The following is a 16,147-nucleotide window of genomic DNA, read 5'->3' on the forward strand; positions in this document are numbered from 1 at the left end:
AGAGTGATCCTGTCCTGTCGGCCGAACGCTCGACCCAAGCCCCCCGAGGGGGAGCACTATCTGCTCGCCATCGAGGCCCAGACCAAACGGGACCCGGACAAGGCGACGAACTGGGCGTACTACGTCGCCTATCTGCGCGCGACGTACGACCTGCCGGTACTGCTCGTGGCCGTGTGCCGGGACCGCCCCACCGCGGACTGGGCGGCCGGACCCTTCGAGTGCGGCGTGGGCCCATGGACGACACAGGCCACGCGCCCGTTCGTACTCGGTCCCCAGACCGTTCCGGAGATCACGGACCCGTCGGCCGCGGCCCGGCGGCCGGGGCTCGCGGTGCTCTCGGCCATCGTTCACAGCGACAGCAGGAGAAGCGCCGCCATACTGAACGCGGTGGCCGACGGATGGCGGTCGTTCGACAACGACACTCTGGCGTACTGGTTCGAGACAATGGAGATCGCCCTGGCGAACACCCCGGCCAGGGCAAAGTGGAGGGAGCTGCACATGCCGGTCGGCAGTTACTACCCGGGCCAGGGAACCCTCATCGAGGAGAAGTACCTGGAGGGCGAGGCCAAAGGCGAGGCCAAGGGCGAGGCCAAGGACCGAGCCACGCTGATTCTGCGCGTGCTGGACAAGCATGGTGTCGACGTCCCCGAGGACATCCGGGAACGCGTCACCTCGTGCACCGACCTCGACACCCTCATGCTCTGGTTCGACCGGTCCCTGACCGCCACCACGGCCGAGGACCTGTTCGTCGAGAACGAAGACGGTCAGGCTGAAGGCAACCAGAACGAGACCTCCGCCTGACCTTCAGAAGCGTCCGCCGAAGTCCCCCAGGCCTCCCAGCCCGCCAGGCCCGCTCGTCGGGCCGCCCCCGTGCGGGCGGCGGAGGCCGTCGAGGAGGGCGTCGGCCAGGATCACCCCGCCGGCTCCGGCCGCGCCGGCGACCAGGGCCGTCTTCCACCAGGGGGCGCTGTACCAACCGCCCGGCATCTGCCGGCCGCTCACGACCCCGCCAGGGTAGTAGTACGGCGTCGCGTCACCGGGGCGGGGCGAGGCCGCGTAGGTCCGGCCGTCGATCGTGACGCGGCCGTCCCGGGCGGTGATCGCGCCCGTGCCCAGGTCGGGCAGGGCGGGGCCGGGGTCGAGGCCCAGCGAGGTGCGGGCGGCGCGGATGTAGTGCAGGCCCTCCAGGGCCGTCTGCGAGGCCATCGCGTACTGCGCGCCGGAGCGAGCCGTGACCAGCTGCCCCTGCGCGGCCCGGTGGCGCTCGGCGGCGTCGGTCAGCGCCTGCGCCGCCGTCACGTTGCCCCGCGCGTCGAGCGTGGACAGGCTCCCGCCGAGCCGCTCCACCCACCGGTGGGCCTCCGCCTCCGCGTCCAGGTCGGACACCGCGCCGAACGGCTGCGACAGCCGCCGCTGGTAGGCGACCGCGGCCACCGCTCCGACGATCAGCAGCACTGCGACCAGCACGACTCCCATGGCTTCCTCCGGCGCTTGCGGTGTTCCGGTACGGCGCGAGGTGACCTCACCCGCCTCCGCCCATCACACGCCCAGCCACTGTGCACCCGCGCCGAACCGCCTGTGCGTCGACGGTGAACCTCCCCGGACGCGGTCCCGGCCCCATCGGCGCGCACCGCGTTCCCTAGCCTGAGCCCGTGATGACCACCTCGTCGATCCTCGGACAGTTCGACCTCTGCGCGGGCAAGGCGGCGTTCCCCGATCTCGACAACGGCTACTACTACCCGGTCGACGCGCGGATCCATCTGTTCGGCGACACCACCCGCTGGGCCATGGTCGCCGAACTGCTGGGCTACAACCCGCGCGGCGGCAACCTCATCGACGTCATGCACCGCTTTGGCAACTGCCTGACGCGCAGCGAGCCCGGGCTCGGCGAGTTCCTGGACCGAGTGGACAACATGGAGGAGATCGATCCCAACGGCGCGGAGGTCTACGTCGGAGGGGTTCCCGTGGTCGTCCGCGGAACGGCACTCACCGTCGACGCCGCCGCGGGCACCCCGCTGGTGGACGTGTTCCGCCTGCTCGCCGAGAGGAACAAGGCGCTTCTCCTGGCCGACGAGACGGAACTGCGGGCCGACCTCCCCGCCGACCTGCCCGTACTGCTGCGGCTCGACACATGGCACCAGCCGGAAGACCTCTGGAACGCCGTGCCCAGTACGCACGAGACCTTCCGGCTGATCGCAGAGGTGCTGAGCTCCTCGGATCCGGCCCGATACCGCCCAACCCTCCCACCCAACACCCACTGGACCCACTGGCCCGACGCCGGAACGCTCTAGGGCTCGCAAGCCCGCGCAGCGGAAGCCGTACGACCCGAAAGGGCCCGGAACCAGTGGAGTTCCGGGCCCGGGTCGAGCGAGCCGGTGGGTCAGCTCGCCGAGGGCGACGCCGACGTGCTCGGCTGCGTGTCCGTGCTGTCGTGCGTCTCGTCCGGGGCCACGCCCATCGTCAGGTGCGCGCGGACTCCCTTCGCGATGTTCTTCTTGTCGTACTTGAGGTACAGAAGGCCGCCCGTGTGGCCGTTCTGGGGGTAGATCGTGTCCTCGGTGAGCGTGGTGCGCGTGGTGGTGTTGGTGGAGTACGGGGAGACCTTCGCCGACGCCAGCACCGACTTCTCGTCGAAGAAGAACTGGCCCGTGTGGCAGGTGTGCCCGCCCTCGTAGCCCGCGTCGGTCCAGGTGCCGTCCACGTGCACTTTCGTGTGGATGTGGACGGCGCGGCCCTGGTACCAGCCCGGGAAGATCGTCTTGAAGGTCACATAACCGCGCTTGTCCGTCTTCCAGGTGCCCCGGAGATAGCGCTCGTCGTCGGTCGGCTCCGAGTGGCCGCCACCCGTACCGCCGGAGGGCCCGCCGGACGGGGGCTCACCCGTGGGCGTGCCCGAGGGGGCGTCGGTCGGGGCGCCGGAGGGCGGGGTGCCGCCGCCACCGCCACCGCCGCTGCCCATCGCCTCGTAGCCGGAGTAGACACCCAGAGCGGTGCAGTGCCAGATGTCGACCGCCGCGTTCTTCACGGGCTTACAGGTGTCAGCGTCGATCACTTTGAGTTCGAGGGTCATCGGAATGCCCTCCTTGCCCTCGGTGATGTTCTGACGGATCTTGTCCGCGTCGATGTAGTAAGGGCCCTCAGTGGTCTCCGAGGTGAGGGTGTAGCACGTCTCCGACGCCGTGGCGGAGGCAGAGGCAGAGGCAGAGGCGTCCGTCGTCTCGCCCGCGAACGCGTTCACGGCGAGTCCGCCGCCCACGCCCACGGCCGCGACAGCCGCGCCACCTGCGACGACGACTTTACGTCGCGTCATGTCCCGCTTGTGCGCCGGTGCTTGTTTCTCAGTCATGTGCAGGGACGCTAGGGACCCCGCCTGTCAGCAACATGGGTGCGGACTGTGGTTTTGCGTGGACACGCAAAAGTGGCCCGGAACCGGCGGCGGTTCCGGGCCACTGAGGCAGGGAGGGGTACCTGGAAATGCCCCTGCGAGGACTACTTCGGCTGGGGCTTGCGCACCGAGAGGTGCAGCTCCCGCAGACGGGTCTCGTCCAGCTCCGTCGGCGCGCCCATCATCAGGTCCTGCGCGTTGCCGTTGAGCGGGAACGCGATCGTCTCGCGGATGTTCGGCTCGTCCGCGAGGAGCATGACGATGCGGTCGACGCCCGGGGCGATCCCGCCGTGCGGCGGGGCGCCGAAGCGGAAGGCGCGCAGCATGCCGGCGAACTGCTCCTCGACGGTGTCACGGTCGTAGCCCGCGATCTCGAAGGCCTTGAGCATGATCTCGGGCTCGTGGTTGCGGATCGCGCCGGAGGACAGCTCGACGCCGTTGCAGACGATGTCGTACTGCCAGCCCAGGATGTCCAGCGGGTCCTGGGACTCCAGGGCCTCCAGGCCGCCCTGGGGCATCGAGAACGGGTTGTGCGAGAAGTCGATCTTCCCGGTGTCCTCGTCCTTCTCGTACATCGGGAAGTCGACGATCCAGCAGAACCGGAAGACGTTCTCCTCGAAGTTGCCCGAGCGCTTCGCGGCCTCGACCCGCACCGCGCCCATGATCTTCGAGACCTCGTCGAACTCGCCCGCGCCGAAGAACACCGCGTGACCGGGGGCCAGGGAGAGGCGCTTGGTCAGCTCGGCGACGTTGTCCTCGGTGAGGAACTTGGCGATCGGGCCCGTCAGCGAGCCGTCCTCACCCACGCGGACCCAGGCCAGGCCCTTCGCGCCCTGCTCGACCGCGTAGTCGCCGAGGCCGTCGAAGAACTTCCGGGTCTGACCGGCGACGTCCGGCACCGGCAGGGCGCGTACGTGCTTGCCGGCGAAGGCCTTGAACTCCGAGCCCTCGAAGATGTCGGTGATGTCGACCAGTTCCAGCTGGGCGCGCAGGTCCGGCTTGTCGGAGCCGTACTTCAGCATCGCCTCGCGGAACGGGATGCGCGGGAAGGGGGAGGTGACATGACGGCCACCGCCGAAATCCTCGAACAGCTCCGTCATCAGCTTCTCGATGGGCTGGAAGACGTCCTCCTGCTCGACGAAGGACATCTCCACGTCGAGCTGGTAGAACTCGCCCGGCGAGCGGTCCGCGCGCGCGTCCTCGTCGCGGAAGCAGGGCGCGATCTGGAAGTAGCGGTCGAAGCCGGAAATCATCAGCAGCTGCTTGAACTGCTGCGGCGCCTGCGGCAGGGCGTAGAACTTGCCCGGGTTCAGACGGGAGGGGACCACGAAGTCGCGCGCGCCCTCGGGGGAGGTGGCGCTGAGGATCGGGGTCGCCATCTCGTTGAAGCCCAGCGCCGTCATCTTGTGACGGATCGCGGAGATCACTGCCGTACGCAGCAGGATGTTGCGGTGCATGCGCTCGCGGCGCAGGTCGAGGAAGCGGTACTCCAGGCGCCGCTCCTCGTTGACGCCGTCCTCGGCGTTGATCGTGAACGGCAGCGGGGCGGCGGCGCCGAGCAGCTCGACCTCGCTCACCTCGACCTCGATCTCGCCGGTGGGCAGGTCCGGGTTGACGTTCTCGGCGCCACGCGAGACGACCTTGCCGTCGACGCGGACCGTCGACTCCTTGGAGACCTTGTCGAGGGCCTCGTAGGCGGGCGTACCGGGGCGGGCGACGAGCTGCGTGATGCCGTAGTGATCGCGCAGATCGATGAAGAGGATGCCGCCCAGGTCTCGGCGATTGTGCAGCCAGCCGCTCAGCCGGACGTCGCTGCCGACGTCAGAGGCGCGGAGCTCGCCGCAGGTGTGGGACCTGTACCGATGCATCGTCGTTCATCCAGTCTTCGCGGATCGGAGTCTGTTTCACATGAGCTTGGGTCTGTTTCACGTGAAACTTCCGGGCCGACGCCCGGATCCCCCAAGGGTACCGGCCGCCCAAAGATCACCGCCCCGAATACTCTCGGTGGCACCTTCCGATCACCTCTTCATAGAGTGGGTCAATGCGCACTGGTGAGCCCCTGCCCGCCGTGGGGGACGTACTGGCCGCCCTTGCGACCGGCGTGTGGCGCTGGGACAACGCACACGGGCAGGTCACCATCGACGCCGAGGCCGCCCGGCTCCTAGGGTTGCCCGCGGCAAGGACGACGGTCACCGAGGTGGCCGTGCGCTCCCGGTTCCACCCGGCCGACTGGAACGAGGTCGTCAGCGTCGTACAGCTCGCCGTCGCCGAGGACACGCTCGCCGAGGTCCGGCTGCGGATCATGGACGAGCACGGGCGGGTGATCCGTACCGTGCGCAGCCGCTCCAGGCCGAGCGTCGACCCCGAGACCGGGGAGTTCGTGCTGTTCGGCACCCTCCAGGAGGTCACCGAGACCTCGGGGGCCATCGCCGCGCGCACCCCGCTCACCGGTGACTGGCGCCGCTCTCGCGAGGCGTTCCTGCTGGACGCGGGGCGGGCGCTGGCCGAGGCGCGGTCCACGGCCGAGGTACTGCGGGTCGCGGCGGGCCTGTCGATGCCAGGGTTCACACCGGACGGGCTGGCCGTCTTCGGCGTGGACGGGGACCGGCTCACCGTCGTCGGCCACCACGGGCAGAAGCCGGGAGACGAGGGCCCCTTCACCCATATGTCCCTGGCCACCGACTACCCGGCCGCCGAGGTGGTCCGCACGGGTCGCGCCGTCTATCTCTCCTCCCCCAAGGACTACAAGGAGCGCTATCCGGTCTCCTGGCCGCTCGCCGAACACTTCGGGCGGGAGTCCTGGGCCTTTCTGCCGCTGACCGTCGCCGGGCGCACGATGGGCGCGTGGATGGCGGCCTTCACCTATCCCGTCAGCTTCACGCCCGACGAGCGTTCCGTGCTGACGACCGTGGCCCGGATGCTCGCGCAGGCCCTCTCCCGGGCCGTGGCCGCCGAGACGGAGCGGGAGCTCACCGACGGCCTGCAGCGCTCGATGATGCCCACCCTCGGCCCGCAGATGCCGGGCATGGGAGTGGCCGCACGCTATGTCCCCACCGGCGGCGGCCTCCAGGTCGGCGGCGACTGGTACGACGTGATCCCGCTGCCGAGCGGCCGCTTCGCCCTGGTCATCGGGGACGTCCAGGGCCACGACGTGCGCGCCGCCGGGCTGATGGGCCAGCTCCGTATCGCCCTGCGCGCGTACGCCTCCGAGGGCCACCGGCCCGACGCGGTCCTCTCCCGGGCCTCACGGTTTCTGTGCGGGATCACGGACTCGGTGACGTACGGCTCCACCGGCGAGAGCGGCGGCAACACCTCGGACCCGCGCTTCGCGACCTGCCTGTACGTCGAGGTGGACCCGGCGACCGGCATCCTGGACTTCGCCCGTGCGGGGCACCCGGACCCCGCGATACGCATGGCGGACGGGACGGTGCTGATACGGCCCACGGCGGGCGGACTGCCGCTCGGCATCGACCCGGACGCCGACTACCCCACGACCCGGCTCGCCCTCGAACCCGGCGAGACCATGCTGCTGTGCACCGACGGGCTGATCGAGACCGGCGGCCACGACCTCGACACCGGGTGGCGGCGTATCCGCCACATCCTGGAGTCCCACGACGGCGGCATGGAGGAGCTCGCCGACGCGCTGGTCCAGGGTGTGCACGGGCCCTCCTCGCACCACACCCCGGGGCCGCTGGCCGACCGGCGCGAGGACGACATAGCCGTGCTGCTGCTGAGCCGGCAGGGCAACGGGGACGGCGACACGGTCGAGGCCCCGCTCTCACCCTCGGTGCGACGCACGGCGCTGACCGTGGCGCAGGCCGAGCCCGAGCGGATCTCGGGGGCCCGCCAGCAGCTGCGCGAGATGCTGCACGACTGGGCCTCCGACGACCAGCGCGACTCGGCGGTCCTCCTCGTCTCCGAGATGCTCACCAACGTCCTCGTCCACACCGACACCGACGCGCTGCTCGTCGCCGAGGTGACCGGTGGTGCGGACGACCGCCGGATGCGGGTCGAGGTCACCGACGCCAGCGACGACCTGCCGCACCGCCGGCACCCTGGCGAACTGGCGTCCTCCGGACGCGGGCTGATGCTCGTGGAATTCCTCGCCGACGCCTGGGGCGTCGACCCCCGGGGCGAGGGCAAGAGCATCTGGTTCGAGTTCTACGAGGTGTCTGGTGGAGACGGGGAGGCTGGTGGAGACGGGGAGGCCGGTGGGGGCGGAGGGGCCGGTGGGGGCGGGGAGGCCGACTCGTAGTGGGTCCGTAGCTCCGCGAGGACCCCGAACCCGGCGGCCGTCAGCGGTACGGCGAGCAGCATGCCCAGGATGCCTGCGACGGACGCGCCCGCCGTGATCGTCAGCATGACCACCGCCGGGTGCATCTGCACGGTCCGGCTCTGGATCATCGGCTGCAGCACATGCCCTTCGAGGACCTGCACGGCGAGCACGACCCCGAGCGCCCACAGCGCGATCACGAACCCCCGGTCGGCGAGCGCGACCAGCACGGCCACCGCGCCGGAGAGGAACGCGCCGAGGTAGGGGATGAACGCCCCCACGAAGACCAGCGCACCGAGCCCGGCCGCGCCCGGGACGCGCAGGATCAGCAGGCCGATCGTGATGCACAGGGCGTCGATCAGGGCGATCACCGTGGTCCCGCGCATGAAGCCTTGGACGGCGCCGAAGGCGCGGCGGGCCATGGCCTCCACCGTGTCCGCGGTGCCGCGCGGCGCCAGCGAGCGCAGCAGCCCGGCGGTGCGGTGGGAGTCGCGGAGGAAGAAGAAGACGAGCAGCAGGGCCAGTACGGCCATGGCGATGGACTCGCCCACCACGCTCACGCCGCTGATGACGTTGGACGCGGCCGTTCCGCCGAACTTGGTCAGCAGTTCCTTGGCGTTGGCGGCGAGGTCGTCGAGCGAGGTGCCCGCCGCACCGAAGTGCTGGGCGACGGACCGCGCGGCCAGCCTGAGGGAGGCGATGATCTGGTCCCCGGTGTCGATGAGCGCGGCGACCACGATGTAGACGGCGCCGCCGACGACCACGACCACCGCGACACAGGTGAGCCCCGCGGCGAGCGACCGGTTGACCCCGACGTGCACCAGCCGCCGGTACATCGGCCCGAGCAGCGCGGTGCCGAGGAGCGCGAGCAGCACGGGCACGATCGCCGTACGGAACTCCCCGCACAGCCGGATCCCGACCCACGCCACACCGGCGACGAGCAGGATCACGGCGCACCAGGCGGCCAGCCGCCGGGCGCCCTCGGGGAGTAGCTGCACGCTTCCACCCGACCACGCGAGAGCCGGGCCGTCCCGCCGGGACGGCCCGGCCGGGTGACACGGCGTCAGCGCGAGAGGCCCGCCCGACGGGCGAAAGGCCCCGTCCGGGGTGGGGACGGGGCCTTTCGTGGTCGGGCGGAGGAAGGCCGGAAGGGGCCCGGGAAGGGATTACATCCCGCCCTCGGACATTCCGTGCACCGCCGGAACGGTGCCCAGACGGCCCTTCTGGAAGTCCTCGAAGGCCTGCTGCAGCTCCTCGCGGGTGTTCATCACGAAGGGGCCGTAGTGGGCCATGGGCTCGCGGATCGGCTGTCCGCCGAGCAGGACGACCTCGAGGTCCGGCGTGTTCGCGTCCTGCTTCTCGTCCGCGCGGACGGTCAGCGAGCCGCCCGCGCCGAAGACGGCGGTCTGGCCGGTGTGGACCGGCCGACGGCCCGTACCGACGCTGCCGCGTCCGGCGAGGACGTACGCGAGACCGTTGAAGTCCTCGCGCCACGGGAGGGTCATCTCGGCGCCGGGCGCCAGGGTCGCGTGGACCATGGTGATCGGCGTGTGCGTGACGCCCGGACCCTGGTGGCCGTCGAGCTCACCGGCGATGACGCGCAGCAGCGCGCCGCCGTCGGGGGTGCTCAGCAGCTGGACCGAGCCGCCGCGGATGTCCTGGTACCGCGGGGCCATCATCTTGTCCTTGGCCGGGAGGTTCACCCACAGCTGGAGGCCGTGGAAGAGGCCGCCGGACATGACGAGCGACTCCGGCGGGGCCTCGATGTGCAGGAGGCCGGCGCCCGCCGTCATCCACTGGGTGTCGCCGTTGGTGATGGTGCCGCCACCACCGTTGGAGTCCTGGTGGTCGAAGATGCCGTCGATGATGTACGTCACGGTCTCGAAGCCGCGGTGGGGGTGCCAGGGGGTGCCCTTGGGCTCGCCCGGCGCGTACTCCACCTCGCCCATCTGGTCCATCATGATGAACGGGTCGAGGTGGCGGTAGTTGATCCCGGCGAACGCACGGCGAACGGGGAAACCCTCGCCCTCGAAGCCGCTGGGCGCGGTCGTCACGGTGAGCACGGGACGGTCCACGGCGTCGGCCGGCGCGACCACACGGGGCAGGGTCAGCGGGTTCTCGACGGTCACTGCAGGCATGTCGGTACCTCCTTGTGCTTCGAGTTTAGTTGATTGTTGAACTTTCTGCCACCCACAACGACGGACGCCCGGAGGGCATTCCCTCCGGGCGTCCGGACTGTCGTAGAGGAGCGGGCGCTACCCGTACATACGGCGCATGGCGAAGTCCACCATCTGCTCCACGGCCTTCGCGTCGAAGACCATACGGTGCTCCCCCTCCATGTCGAGGACGAAGCCGTAGCCGGTGGGGAGCAGGTCGATCACCTCGGCGCCGGTGATCACGAAGTACTTGGACTCCTTGCCGGCGTACCGGCGCAGCTCCTTGAGCGAGGTGAACATCGGGATGACCGGCTGCTGGGTGTTGTGCAGCGCCAGGAATCCGGGGTTGTCGCCACGCGGGCAGTAGACCTTCGACGTCGCGAAGACCTGCTGGAAGTCCTCCGCGGACATCGATCCCGTGGTGAACGCCCGCACCGCGTCCGCCAGAGAGGGCGGGGACGGCTCGGGATAGAGCGGCGGCTGCTGGCCGTAACCGCCGGGCATCTGCTGCTGCGGCGGGGCGTACTGCTGCTGGGCGGCACCACCAGTCGCGTCATGGCCGTATCCGTACATGGGTCAAAGAGTAGTCGGCCACATATGGGCCATCGGGGGTTGATTCTTATTACCGACGGGTAGCATCATCGTAGCTACTTGCCAGTACGTGTAACGAGGCTGCGAGTACCTCCACCTCCCCGATCCCTTACGGAGCCGTCGCCATGGGGCACTACAAGTCGAATCTCCGCGACATCGAGTTCAACCTCTTCGAGGTGCTCGGGCGCGACAAGCTGTACGGCACCGGACCGTTCGCGGAGATGGACGTCGACACCGCCAAGAGCGTCCTCGACGAGCTGGCCCGTCTCTCGGAGAACGAGCTGGCGGACTCCTTCGCGGACGCCGACCGCAACCCGCCGGTCTTCGACCCGGAGACCAACACGGCTCCCGTACCGGCATCCTTCAAGAAGTCGTACAAGGCCTTCATGGACTCCGAGTACTGGCGCCTGGGCCTGCCCGAGGAGCTCGGCGGCACCACCTCGCCCCGCTCCCTGATCTGGGCGTACGCGGAGCTGATCCTCGGCGCCAACCCGGCGGTCTGGATGTACTCCTCCGGCCCCGCCTTCGCGGGCATCCTCTTCGAGGAGGGCACCGAGGTCCAGAAGCACATCGCGAAGATCGCCGTCGACAAGCAGTGGGGCTCCACCATGGTGCTCACCGAGCCGGACGCCGGCTCGGACGTGGGCGCGGGCCGCACCAAGGCGGTCCAGCAGGAGGACGGCTCCTGGCACATCGAGGGCGTGAAGCGCTTCATCACGTCCGGTGAGCACGACATGTCGGAGAACATCCTCCACTACGTGCTCGCCCGTCCCGAGGGCGCCGGCCCCGGCACCAAGGGCCTGTCCCTCTTCCTCGTCCCGAAGTACGAGTTCGACTTCGAGACCGGCGAGCTGGGCGAGCGCAACGGCGCGTACGCGACGAACGTCGAGCACAAGATGGGCCTCAAGGCGTCCAACACCTGCGAGATGACCTTCGGCGACCGCCACCCCGCCAAGGGCTGGCTGATCGGCGACAAGCACGACGGCATCCGCCAGATGTTCCGGATCATCGAGTTCGCCCGCATGATGGTCGGCACGAAGGCGATCTCGACCCTGTCGACGGGTTACCTGAACGCCCTTGAGTACGCCAAGGAGCGCGTCCAGGGTCCCGACCTCGCGAACTTCATGGACAAGACCGCGCCCAAGGTCACCATCACGCACCACCCCGACGTGCGCCGCTCGCTGATGACGCAGAAGGCGTACGCCGAGGGCATGCGCGCCCTGGTGCTGCACACCGCCGCGATCCAGGACGAGATCCAGGTCAAGGAGGCCGCCGGCGAGGACGCCGCCGCCCTGGAGGCCCTCAACGACCTGCTCCTGCCGATCGTGAAGGGCTACGGCTCCGAGAAGGGCTACGAGCAGCTCGCCCAGTCGCTGCAGACCTTCGGCGGCTCCGGCTTCCTGCAGGAGTACCCGATCGAGCAGTACATCCGCGACGCCAAGATCGACACCCTGTACGAGGGCACCACCGCGATCCAGGGCCAGGACTTCTTCTTCCGGAAGATCGTCCGCAACCAGGGCGCGGCGCTGAACTCCCTCGCCGAGGACATCAAGAAGTTCCTGGCGCTCGGCACGGGCGGCGAGGACCTGTCCGCGGCCCGCGAGCAGCTCGCCAAGGCGGCCGTCGAGCTGGAGGCCATCGTCGGCCTCATGCTCACGGACCTGGCGGCCACCGAGCAGGACGTCAAGAACATCTACAAGGTGGGCCTCAACACCACCCGCCTGCTGCTGGCCTCCGGCGACGTGGTCGTCGGCTACCTGCTGCTGCGCGGTGCCGCCGTGGCCACCGAGAAGCTGGAGACGGCCTCGGCGAAGGACAGGCCCTTCTACACCGGCAAGATCGCCGCGGCGAAGTTCTTCGCCGCCAACGTCCTGCCCGGCGTCACCGGCGCCCGCAAGCTCGCCGAGGGCGTGGACCTGGACCTGATGGAGCTGGACGAGGCGGCGTTCTGATCCTCGTGGCCTGAGGGCATCGCCGTCGGCGGCCCGTTCCCGGAGCGAATCTCCGGGGGCGGGCCGCCGCCGTATGCGGCCACAGAGGCACGCGGCAGCCCACTCCTCGTATGCCGGAATCCGCCCCTCCAACCAGATGTCCGTCCTTCACATCCCCCTTACGAGGGGCCGTCCTCATCGCCGGGAGCGGGCCCGCGGGCGTCGTTAAGGTGAACCCATGAGCACAAGCGCCCGCTTCGATCGCGGCCACACCGACGACCTCATGACCTTTCTGGCGGCAAGCCCGACGCCGTACCACGCCGTGGCGAACGCCGCCGAGCGGCTGGAGAAGGCCGGATTCCGTCAGGTCGCCGAGACCGATGCCTGGGAGGGGACGAGCGGCGGCAAGTACGTGCTGCGCGGCGGCGCGATCGTCGCCTGGTACGTGCCCGAGGGTGCCGAGCCGCACACCCCGTTCCGGATCGTGGGCGCGCACACCGACTCCCCCAATCTGCGGGTGAAGCCGCAGCCGGACAGCGGGGCGCACGGCTGGCGCCAGGTCGCGGTGGAGATCTACGGCGGCCCGCTGCTGAACTCCTGGCTGGACCGGGACCTGGGCCTTGCGGGACGGCTGACGCTGAAGGACGGCTCCTCGCGTCTGGTGAACATCGACCGGCCCCTGCTGCGCGTGCCCCAGCTCGCCGTGCACCTCGACCGTTCCGTCTCCACCGACGGCCTCAAGCTCGACAAGCAGCGTCATCTGCAGCCCGTCTGGGGTCTGGGCGACCCCGGCGAGGGCGATCTGATCGCCTTCCTGGAGGAGGAGTCGGGGCTGCCGGCGGGTGAGGTCGCCGGCTGGGACCTGATGACCCACTCCGTCGAGCGGCCCGCGTACCTGGGCCGCGACAAGGAGCTGGTGGCCGGACCGCGCATGGACAACCTGCTGTCCCTGCACGCCGGTACGGCGGCGCTGATCGCGGCGGCGACGGGCGAGGGCTCATCTTCCGGCTCCGGTTCCGGTTCCCCCTCCGGTTCGGATTCCGGTTCCGGCTCGGGTTCCGGTTCGGGGCTCTCGTACATCCCCGTCCTCGCGGCCTTCGATCACGAGGAGAACGGCTCGCAGAGCGACACCGGCGCCGACGGTCCGCTGCTCGGCGGCGTGCTGGAACGCTCGGTGTTCGCACGCGGCGGCTCGTACGAGGACCGGGCGCGCGCCTTCGCGGGCACCATCTGCCTCTCCTCCGACACCGGCCACGCCGTCCACCCCAACTACGCGGAGCGGCACGACCCGACGCACCACCCGCGCGCGGGCGGCGGCCCCATCCTCAAGGTGAACGTCAACAACCGCTACGCCACGGACGGTTCGGGCCGTGCCATCTTCGCCGCCGCCTGCGCGAAGGCCGGCGTGCCCTTCCAGTCCTTCGTCTCCAACAACTCGATGCCCTGCGGCACCACCATCGGCCCGATCACCGCGGCCCGCCACGGCATCAGGACCGTCGACATCGGCGTGGCCATCCTCTCGATGCACAGCGCCCGCGAACTCTGCGGCGCTGACGACCCGTTCCTGCTGGCCAACGCGCTGGTGGCGTTCCTGGAAGGTTAGTTCCGCATGCCCGGCGCGCCGCCGGGTACCCGGACCGGGCCTGAGAGAAGCCGAGTTGGTGACAAGGAGGCGACACCCATGAGCCTGGGCGGATGCATCATCCTGATCGCAGCGGGGGCGGTCCTCACCTTCGCGACCGACTGGCACATGAAGGGGGTCAACCTCGACCTGGTCGGTCTCATCTTCATGATCGTCGGGCTGATCGGCGTGGTGACGTTCAGCAGCATCGCCAGGAGGCGCCGGGTGGTCGTGCCGCCCAGCACCCCGGTGATCGAGGAGGAGCGGCACCACCGGGGCGGCTACGGCGTGTAGCCAACGCTGCGGAAGCAGGGGACGGGCAGGGCGGTCAGTCGGCCATGCCCGCCAGCACCAGCGGCAGCCGGTCCGCGCCGCCGTCGGTGAGGCGGACCGGCACGCCCCAGTCCTGCTGGTGGACATGGCAGGCCGGGTACTCGTTCGCGGGGTCGTCGTCGCAGGACGCCGCCATCGCGGAGACGTGCAGAACGCCCTCCGTGACCGCCGGGTTCAGCTCCAGGGCGCGGAAGAGGTCGGTTCCCGCGCCCTCGCCCGTGAGCAGCAGCTCGGGCGGGGTCGAGGACACGAGCAGCCGGGTGGACGGCCCGTAGCGCATGTCCAGCTTCTGGCCCGTCGGGGCCTGGAAGACGACGTCCAGCCGGAGCCCTCCCGGAGCGACTTCGGTCGCCGCGCGCTGAGTGCGGTGGGCCACCGACTCCACCCGCACGGCCTCCTCGGGGAGCCGCAGCCGGGTCAGCCGGTGCCGCGCCGACTCCACGACCACGATGTCGTCCCCGACGAGAACCGCGTCGCTGGGCTCCCTCAAGTCGGTCACCAGCGTGGTCACCTCGCCCGTCGCGGGGTCGTAGCGGCGCAGTGCGTGGTTGTACGTGTCGCTGACCGCGACCGAGCCGTCGGGGAGGGCCGTGACACCCAACGGGTGCTGGAGCAGGGCCTGTTCGGCGGCTCCGTCCCGGTGCCCGAAGTCGAACAGCCCGGTGCCGACGGCGGTGTGCACGGTCCCGTCGAGGTCCACCCAGCGCAGGGCGCTCGTCTCGGAGTCGGCGAGCCAGAGCCGGTCGGCGGTGGCGGCGAGCCCGGAGGGCTGCGCGAACCAGGCCTCGGCCCCCGGCCCGTCCACGAGCCCCTCGTTCGTCGTGCCGGCGGCGACCCCGACGGTGGCGCCCTCGGGGTCGTACGCCCACAGCTGGTGCACCCCGGCCATGGCGATCCAGACCTTCCCGCCGAACAGCGCCACGTCCCACGGCGAGGACAGGTCCACCTCGCGCGCCGGGCCGGACGTCGGCGAGCCCTGCCACCACTGGCGTCCCGTCCCCGCGAGAGTGCTGACCTCGCCGGTCACGAGGTCGAGGCGGCGCAGCGCGTGGTTCACGGTGTCCGCGACGACGACCGAACCGTCGTCGAGCAGCGCCAGCCCCTGCGGCTCGCTGAACCCGGCCTCCCCGGCCGACCCGTCCACGAATCCCCGCACCCCGGAGCCGATCCGCCGTACGACGCTCTCCCCGTCGTCCGCCAGCTCGACGAGCTGGTGCCGGGTCGTGTCGCTGACCAGGAGGTTCCCGCTCGGCAGGGCGAGGGCCTTGCCGGGGAAGCGGAGCGCCGTGGGCTCGGGCTCGGGCGCCACGTACGGCCCGTCGCCGCGGCGCAGCGTCCCCTTGGCCGCGTGCTCGGCCTCCAGCTCCTCCACCAGGCGGGCGATCGCGTGCGCGTGCCCCTCACCGGCGTGCTGCGCGACCACGTACCCCTCGGGGTCGATCACGACGAGCGTCGGCCAGGCACGCACGGCGTACTGCTTCCAGGTCGCGAGCTCGGGATCGTCGAGCACCGGGTGCTCGACCCCGTACCGCTCCACCGCGTCCACGACCGCCTGGTGCTCGGCCTCGTGCACGAACTTCGGCGAGTGCACCCCGATGATCACCACCGTGTCCCGATGCTTCTCCTCCAGCTCCCGCAGCTCGTCCAGGACATGCAGACAGTTGATGCAGCAGAAGGTCCAAAAATCGAGGATGACAATGCGTCCTCGCAGGTCGGCGAGGGTGTACTGCTTGTCTCCCGTGTTCAGCCAGCCGCCCTTGCCGATCAGCTCGGGGGCACGGACTCGGACGCGACGGGGGGTGCGTGCCGAGGAAGCGGTCGGGGCGGAGTCGTTCATGGAAACAAGGGTGCCACCCG

At 70.3% G+C, this 16,147-nt stretch carries 13 protein-coding genes; 6 read left to right on the forward strand and 7 right to left on the reverse strand.

Features of this window, described 5'->3' with window-relative positions:
- The first annotated feature begins 3 nt into the window (after positions 1–3).
- The gene (locus ACZ69M_RS15215) at positions 4–801 is read left to right on the forward strand and encodes a hypothetical protein (RefSeq protein ID WP_470050029.1); all 798 of its coding nucleotides are present in this window, start codon (positions 4–6) and stop codon (positions 799–801) included.
- A gap of 3 nt (positions 802–804) precedes the next feature.
- Here the strand turns inward: ACZ69M_RS15215 and ACZ69M_RS15220 are convergent, their stop codons facing one another.
- Positions 805–1,476 carry a hypothetical protein gene (locus ACZ69M_RS15220; protein WP_470050031.1) on the reverse strand — a complete coding sequence of 224 codons (672 nt, stop codon included), beginning with the start codon at positions 1,474–1,476 and terminating at the stop codon, positions 805–807.
- Positions 1,477–1,655: 179 nt separating this feature from the next.
- On the opposite strand from ACZ69M_RS15220, the gene ACZ69M_RS15225 reads away from it, so the two are divergent.
- Complete coding sequence (locus ACZ69M_RS15225; RefSeq protein ID WP_470050177.1) at positions 1,656–2,291, forward strand: DUF7003 family protein; 636 nt, start codon at positions 1,656–1,658, stop codon at positions 2,289–2,291.
- 89 nt (positions 2,292–2,380) lie between these two features.
- On the opposite strand, the gene ACZ69M_RS15230 is transcribed toward ACZ69M_RS15225, so the two are convergent.
- Positions 2,381–3,346 carry an intradiol ring-cleavage dioxygenase gene (locus ACZ69M_RS15230; protein WP_470050033.1) on the reverse strand — a complete coding sequence of 322 codons (966 nt, stop codon included), beginning with the start codon at positions 3,344–3,346 and terminating at the stop codon, positions 2,381–2,383.
- A gap of 143 nt (positions 3,347–3,489) precedes the next feature.
- Positions 3,490–5,253 (reverse strand): aspartate--tRNA ligase, encoded by a 1,764-nt coding sequence (aspS, locus tag ACZ69M_RS15235; protein ID WP_470050034.1) that lies wholly within the window; start codon positions 5,251–5,253, stop codon positions 3,490–3,492.
- A gap of 173 nt (positions 5,254–5,426) precedes the next feature.
- On the opposite strand from aspS, the gene ACZ69M_RS15240 reads away from it, so the two are divergent.
- Positions 5,427–7,640, forward strand: a complete 2,214-nt coding sequence (locus ACZ69M_RS15240; RefSeq protein ID WP_470050036.1) for a SpoIIE family protein phosphatase — start codon at positions 5,427–5,429, stop codon at positions 7,638–7,640.
- Here the strand turns inward: ACZ69M_RS15240 and ACZ69M_RS15245 are convergent.
- The 3 genes from ACZ69M_RS15245 to ACZ69M_RS15255 form a co-directional block, all read right to left on the reverse strand.
- Complete coding sequence (locus ACZ69M_RS15245; protein ID WP_470050038.1) at positions 7,547–8,656, reverse strand: AI-2E family transporter; 1,110 nt, start codon at positions 8,654–8,656, stop codon at positions 7,547–7,549. The genes ACZ69M_RS15240 and ACZ69M_RS15245 overlap by 94 nt on opposite strands.
- 168 nt (positions 8,657–8,824) lie before the next feature.
- A complete protein-coding gene (locus tag ACZ69M_RS15250; protein ID WP_470050040.1) occupies positions 8,825–9,796 on the reverse strand; it encodes a pirin family protein in 972 nt (323 codons plus the stop codon).
- A 117-nt stretch (positions 9,797–9,913) separates the two neighbouring features.
- Positions 9,914–10,387, reverse strand: a complete 474-nt coding sequence (locus ACZ69M_RS15255; protein ID WP_355313815.1) for an SseB family protein — start codon at positions 10,385–10,387, stop codon at positions 9,914–9,916.
- A gap of 143 nt (positions 10,388–10,530) precedes the next feature.
- On the opposite strand from ACZ69M_RS15255, the gene ACZ69M_RS15260 reads away from it, so the two are divergent.
- The 3 genes from ACZ69M_RS15260 (at position 10,531) to ACZ69M_RS15270 (ending at position 14,251) form a co-directional block, all read left to right on the forward strand.
- On the forward strand, positions 10,531–12,357 hold the full coding sequence (locus ACZ69M_RS15260; RefSeq protein ID WP_470050042.1) for an acyl-CoA dehydrogenase: 1,827 nt from the start codon (positions 10,531–10,533) through the stop codon (positions 12,355–12,357).
- 217 nt (positions 12,358–12,574) lie between these two features.
- Positions 12,575–13,939: a M18 family aminopeptidase gene (locus ACZ69M_RS15265; RefSeq protein WP_470050044.1), complete on the forward strand. Its 1,365-nt coding sequence runs from the start codon at positions 12,575–12,577 to the stop codon at positions 13,937–13,939.
- Between the two features lie 78 nt (positions 13,940–14,017).
- Complete coding sequence (locus ACZ69M_RS15270) at positions 14,018–14,251, forward strand: hypothetical protein (protein ID WP_470050046.1); 234 nt, start codon at positions 14,018–14,020, stop codon at positions 14,249–14,251.
- 34 nt (positions 14,252–14,285) lie between these two features.
- Here the strand turns inward: ACZ69M_RS15270 and ACZ69M_RS15275 are convergent, their stop codons facing one another.
- The gene (locus ACZ69M_RS15275) at positions 14,286–16,127 is read right to left on the reverse strand and encodes a thioredoxin-like domain-containing protein (RefSeq protein ID WP_470050047.1); all 1,842 of its coding nucleotides are present in this window, start codon (positions 16,125–16,127) and stop codon (positions 14,286–14,288) included.
- Positions 16,128–16,147 lie beyond the last annotated feature (20 nt).

Source organism: Streptomyces sp. NPDC107454 (assembly GCF_055582885.1).

Coding starts and splice junctions, on each gene's coding strand:
- ACZ69M_RS15225 (WP_470050177.1), top strand. CDS start 1,656: ATGACCACCTCGTCGATCCTCGGACAGTTCGACCTCTGCGCGGGCAAG.
- ACZ69M_RS15275 (WP_470050047.1), bottom strand. CDS start 16,127: ATGAACGACTCCGCCCCGACCGCTTCCTCGGCACGCACCCCCCGTCGC.
- ACZ69M_RS15255 (WP_355313815.1), bottom strand. CDS start 10,387: ATGTACGGATACGGCCATGACGCGACTGGTGGTGCCGCCCAGCAGCAG.
- ACZ69M_RS15260 (WP_470050042.1), top strand. CDS start 10,531: ATGGGGCACTACAAGTCGAATCTCCGCGACATCGAGTTCAACCTCTTC.
- ACZ69M_RS15265 (WP_470050044.1), top strand. CDS start 12,575: ATGAGCACAAGCGCCCGCTTCGATCGCGGCCACACCGACGACCTCATG.
- ACZ69M_RS15270 (WP_470050046.1), top strand. CDS start 14,018: ATGAGCCTGGGCGGATGCATCATCCTGATCGCAGCGGGGGCGGTCCTC.
- ACZ69M_RS15220 (WP_470050031.1), bottom strand. CDS start 1,476: ATGGGAGTCGTGCTGGTCGCAGTGCTGCTGATCGTCGGAGCGGTGGCC.
- ACZ69M_RS15230 (WP_470050033.1), bottom strand. CDS start 3,346: ATGACTGAGAAACAAGCACCGGCGCACAAGCGGGACATGACGCGACGT.
- ACZ69M_RS15240 (WP_470050036.1), top strand. CDS start 5,427: ATGCGCACTGGTGAGCCCCTGCCCGCCGTGGGGGACGTACTGGCCGCC.
- aspS (WP_470050034.1), bottom strand. CDS start 5,253: ATGCATCGGTACAGGTCCCACACCTGCGGCGAGCTCCGCGCCTCTGAC.
- ACZ69M_RS15250 (WP_470050040.1), bottom strand. CDS start 9,796: ATGCCTGCAGTGACCGTCGAGAACCCGCTGACCCTGCCCCGTGTGGTC.